The 5537-nt window shown below is 61.8% G+C and carries 3 protein-coding genes; 2 read left to right on the forward strand and 1 reads right to left on the reverse strand.

Annotation, left to right across the window (positions count from 1 at the left end):
• Together ACQKP4_RS28200 and glgB are read left to right on the forward strand one after the other, a co-directional pair.
• Positions 1 to 1963 (forward strand): putative maltokinase (locus tag ACQKP4_RS28200; protein ID WP_427637322.1); only part of this gene is annotated, 1963 nt, incomplete at its 5' end.
• Between the two features lie 2 nt (positions 1964 to 1965).
• On the forward strand, positions 1966 to 4197 hold the full coding sequence (gene glgB, locus ACQKP4_RS28205; RefSeq protein ID WP_427637323.1) for a 1,4-alpha-glucan branching protein GlgB: 2232 nt from the start codon (positions 1966 to 1968) through the stop codon (positions 4195 to 4197).
• A 146-nt stretch (positions 4198 to 4343) separates the two neighbouring features.
• Here glgB and ACQKP4_RS28210 read toward each other — a convergent pair whose 3' ends face one another.
• A complete protein-coding gene (locus tag ACQKP4_RS28210) occupies positions 4344 to 5414 on the reverse strand; it encodes an autotransporter domain-containing protein (protein WP_427637324.1) in 1071 nt (356 codons plus the stop codon).
• Between the last annotated feature and the right edge of the window lie 123 nt (positions 5415 to 5537).

A 5537-nucleotide genomic window follows, 5' to 3' on the forward strand; every position in this document is an offset into this window, starting at 1 on the left:
CTGGACGCGGCGGATGCTCGCGGTGCGCAGCCAGTCCAAGGCCTTTGGGCGCGGCACCCTGAAGATGCTGTCGCCGAGTAACCGACGGATTCTGGCCTACACCCGTGAGTTCACCGGGCCGGACGGCAAGCATGAAATCATCCTGTGCGTGGCCAACGTGTCGCGCAGCGCGCAAGCGGCGGAGCTGGACCTGTCGGCTTACGCCGGCATGGTGCCGGTGGAAATGCTCGGCGGTAACGCGTTTCCACCCATCGGCCAGCTGAATTTCCTGCTGACCCTGGCGCCGTACGGCTTCTACTGGTTCGTGCTCGCTGCGGAAAACCAGATGCCGAGCTGGCACGTCGAACCGGCGCAAAGCCTGCCGGACTTCACGACGCTGGTACTGAAGAAACGCATGGAGGAACTGCTCGAAGCGCCGTCGCGTGGCACGCTGGAGCAAAGTATCTTGCCGACCTGGCTGCAAAATCGTCGCTGGTTTGCCGGCAAGGACGCGACCATCGAGAACGTCAAACTGGCTTATGGCGTGCGCTTTGGCGATCCGCAGCACCCGGTGTTGTTGAGTGAGATCGAAGTCACCAGCGGCGGCCAGACCAGTCGTTACCAGTTGCCCTTCGGTTTTATTGCCGAAGATCAGGTCGGCGCCGCGTTGCCCCAACAATTGGCGCTGTCGCGGGTTCGACGCGGGCCGCAGGTCGGTTTGATCACCGATGCATTTGCCCTCGAAAACTTTATTCGGGCGGTGGTGGCGGGCATGCACAACAGCACGGTGCTGCCGTCGGATGGCGGTGAAATCCGTTTTGCCCCGACCGGTGAATTGGCCAGGCTCGGGCTGACAGCGGAATCGGAAGTGCGTTACCTGTCCGCCGAGCAATCCAACAGCTCGGTGGTGGTCGGCAAGAGCATGGTGCTCAAGCTGATCCGCAAAGTCGCCTCGGGCGTGCACCCGGAACTGGAGATGAGCGCGTACCTGACCAACGCCGGGTTTGCCAATATCTCGCCGCTGCTGGGATCGGTCATTCGTCGCGATGCCAAGGGCGAAGACAATCTGCTGATGATCGCCCAGGGCTACCTGAGCAATCAGGGCGATGCCTGGGAGTGGACGCAGAACAACCTCGAACGGGCGTTGCGCGATGAACTGGCCGACGCCATGTCCGAGCAGGAACAGCATTACAACGCGCTCGGCGAACTGAAAGACTTCGCCGGCATGCTCGGCCAGCGCCTCGGTGAGATGCACCAGGTACTGGCGGCGCCTACCGACGACCCGGACTTCGCCCCGCAAGTGACCTCGCAAAAAGATGCCGTGGCCTCGGCCAAGGATGTCGCCGCGCAACTGGAACACGCGCTCAAATTGCTCAAGCAGCATCAAAACGAACTGAACCCTGCGGACAAAGCGCTGGTCAGTCGTTTACTGGACAACAAGAAAGCCATCCTTGGCCATGTTCAGGACCTGGGCAAAAAAGCCACTGGCGGACTGCGTATTCGGGTTCACGGTGATTTGCACCTGGGGCAAGTGCTGGTGATCAAGGGCGATGCCTACCTGATCGACTTTGAGGGCGAGCCGGCGCGACCGCTAAGCGAACGGCGTGGCAAGCACAGCCCGTACAAGGACGTCAGTGGCGTGTTGCGTTCCTTCGATTACGCGGCGGCGATGACGATCAACGTGCATAACGTCGACAACACCGCCGATGCGCAAGCCGCGCGGCAGCGGGTGGCCGGCCGTTATCTGAATGAAGCAAAACAGGCATTTGTCGACGCTTATCGGCTGGCGGCAGCTAGTCTTGCTCATGCGTGGCAAGATCCGGAAGGCGAGGACGCGGCGCTGGCGTTGTTCGGTCTGGAGAAGGCGGCGTACGAAGTGGCCTACGAGGCGGAAAACCGCCCGACCTGGCTACCGGTGCCGTTGCACGGTTTATATGGATTATTGAGTGGGCTTAAACCCTTTTCCGAGCTTGGTGGAGAGTAGTCATGAGTTTCTCGAACAAGGAACAGGGTCACGCTAAAGAGGCGCTACTGCCCAGATCGCGGGATATCGACGCGCTGGTGCGCGCCGAACATCACGACCCTTTTGCAATTCTCGGCCCCCACGGCGACGACGCCGGCGGTCAATTCATCCGGGCTTATCTGCCCGATGCACTGAGTGTGCAAGTGCTGGCAAAGGACTCAGGCGAAGAGCTTGGCCAACTGCAAGCCACCCAGACCCCCGGCCTGTTTGTCGGCCATTTTGATCGGGCCCAGCCGTATGTGCTGCGCACCCGATGGGCCGGCGGCGAACAGACTTCCGAGGACCCTTACAGCTTCGGCCCGTTATTGGGTGAGATGGACTTGTACCTGTTCGCCGAAGGCAATCACCGCGACCTCAGCAGTTGCCTCGGCGCGCAGTTGAAGAACGTCGACGGCGTCGACGGCGTGCGCTTTGCCGTGTGGGCACCGAACGCCAAACGGGTGTCGGTGGTGGGTGATTTCAACAACTGGGACGGGCGTCGGCACCCGATGCGCCTGCGCCATCCGACCGGGGTCTGGGAGTTGTTCATCCCGCGCCTGCAAGCGGGCGAAACCTACAAGTACGAAATCCTCGGCGCGAACGGCATTCTGCCGCTGAAGGCCGACCCGATGGCCCTGGCCACGTCGTTGCCGCCGGACACCGCCTCGAAAGTGGCTTCGCCGCTGAACATCGACTGGCAGGACCACGACTGGATGCAATCGCGTGGCGACCGTCAGCGCTCCAGCGCGCCGCTGTCGATCTACGAGTTACATGCCGGATCGTGGCAGTGCGAGCTGGATGACCTGGGCGAAGTCGCGCGGCAGTACACCTGGCATGAACTGGGCGAACGCTTGATTCCGTACGTCAAGGAGCTGGGTTTCACCCACATTGAACTGATGCCGATCATGGAACACCCGTTCGGTGGGTCGTGGGGTTACCAGTTGCTGTCGCAATTCGCCCCGAGCGCCCGTTACGGTTCGCCGGATGACTTCGCCGCGTTCATCAACGCCTGTCACCAGGCCGAGATCGGCGTGATCCTCGACTGGGTGCCGGCGCATTTTCCGACCGATACCCATGGCCTGGCGCAATTCGACGGCACTGCGCTGTACGAATATGGCAACCCCCAGGAAGGCTTCCATCAGGACTGGGACACGCTGATCTACAACCTCGGGCGCACCGAAGTGCACGGCTACATGCTCGCGTCGGGGTTGCATTGGCTGAAGCATTTCCACGTCGACGGCCTGCGGGTCGACGCCGTGGCGTCGATGCTCTACCGCGACTATTCGCGCAAGGCTGGCGAGTGGGTGCCGAACCGGCATGGCGGTCGCGAGAACCTCGAAGCCATCGACTTCCTGCGCCACTTGAACGACGTGGTCGCCCTAGAGGCGCCGGGCGCGCTGGTGATCGCCGAAGAATCCACCGCGTGGCCGGGCGTCAGCCAGAGCACGCAGCAGGGCGGGCTGGGCTTCAACTACAAGTGGAACATGGGCTGGATGCACGATTCGCTGCATTACATCCAGCAGGATCCGGTGTACCGCGCCCATCACCACAACGAACTGAGTTTTGGCCTGGTGTACGCCTGGTCCGAACGGTTCATCCTGCCGATTTCCCACGATGAAGTGGTGCACGGCAAGCACTCGCTGATTGACAAGATGCCCGGCGACCGCTGGCAGAAATTTGCCAACCTGCGCGCCTACCTGAGCTTCATGTGGGCGCATCCGGGCAAGAAACTGCTGTTCATGGGCTGCGAGTTTGGCCAGTGGCGTGAGTGGAATCACGATCAGCAGCTGGACTGGTACTTGCTGCAATACTCCGAACACAAGGGTGTGCAGAAGCTGGTCAGTGACCTGAACCGCTTGTACCGCGAAGAACCGGCGATGCATGAGCAGGACGACGCACCGCAAGGCTTCCAGTGGCTGATCGGCGACGATGCGATCAACAGCGTTTACGCGTGGTTGCGCTGGAGCAAGGACGGCCGGCCAGTGCTGGTGGTGGCCAACTTCACGCCGGTGCCGCGTGAGGCCTATCGCATCGGTGTGCCGTTCGCCGGGCGCTGGACCGAGGTGATCAACAGCGATGCGGCGATGTATGCCGGTTCGAATTATGGCAACAGCGGCGGGGCGTTTACCGAAGAAGCGCCGAGCCATGGGCAGCCGATGTCGCTGACTTTGAATCTGCCGCCGCTGGCGGTGTTGATCTTGCGGCCTGAGGGTTGATCTGAGATCGGGTCGTGCCTTTCGCGAGCAAGCCCGCTCCCACATTTGATTTGTGGCGTTCACAAAACCAATGTGTGCGGGCTTGCTCCGGGCGGCGTTCGGACGAAGGCGTACGTCCAGACGACCTACTGTCTGAAATTGAACACTCACCAGCGCATCCGCACCCCCAGACTCCCGATTAACCCGTTCAAATCATTGTCATCCACGTCACTGCTGTAATCGGCGCTCACATACAGGCTGACCGCCGGCGTCACCCTCGCCACCAGACCCAATCCGACCTCGACGGTCGATGAATTGCGGCTGCTGTTGATCTTGTCGACCTGATCCAGGGTCACGGTATTGCCGGTGTACACCGTGTGCCACAAGTTGGTCCGCACGTAGGGTTCGACGCCCAGACCGTTGATGTCATAACTGCCTTTCAACCGCGCACCGACCCGGCCGCTCCAGGACGTCAGATCGCTCGACGAGGCGTTGCCCGAGCCGGCGTATGGCGTGTCGAGGGTGATGCGCTGGTTGATCAATTGCGCCTGGGGTTCGACGACCCAGTTGTCGGTCAAGCCAATCGGGTAGCCACCTTCCACCGACAGCGTCATCGCGCTGCCTTCGGTGGCCTGGCGCACGCCCTGGTCGTTGCGGCTGAAACCGTTGACGCGGCCGCCGCTGGCCGACAGGTCAACGTGCCAGCCTTGCGGGCCGATCAGGCTCCAGTAGGCGCCGAGAATCTGGCCTTGCAGGTTGAGGGTGTCGGTGTTGGGGTCGGAGAGGGCGCGGTTGGACAGCAGGCCGTTGCTGTTGCCTTGGATCAGGGTCATGCCACCGATCAGGCCGATCTGCTGGGTGTGGCCGCTGCCGCTTTGCAGCGTCAGGATTGCCGGGCCTCTGAATTCGCTGCTGCCGGGGATCGAAAGCCCTTGAGACAGCGCATCGGTTTGCGCCAGACGCGAAGTCTGGCCGTACACCTGATCCCAGGCCGAGGGCGCGGCGTCTTCAATGGTCAGGCGTGAACTGCGGGTGTCGGAGGCCGCGAAGTGGCCGGGATAAGGTGCGGTGATCGAGGTGAGGGGCAAGGTCAGCACGGGAACTTCCTGGTGATACCACGGGGTGGTGTCATCTTCGGCAGGACCGGCCTGGACTTCCATGGTCGAGCACAACAGGAGTGAGCTCGAGACAGTGCAAAAAGTGACTTTTATCTCGTGTTGGGTGAGTGAGGTTTTCATGGGGGTCTACCTTGCAATCGCATGCCGTATCTCGCTATGGCGTCTCTCCTACCCCGAATGAGGGGCGACCGAATGGGCTGGGGCAAGCTGTCGGGCGCCCGATTTCGCGGGTGTCTGAAGGGT

Origin of the sequence: Pseudomonas sp. NPDC086278 (assembly GCF_050280905.1) — a bacterium.
In the GTDB taxonomy this organism is placed as follows: domain Bacteria; phylum Pseudomonadota; class Gammaproteobacteria; order Pseudomonadales; family Pseudomonadaceae; genus Aquipseudomonas.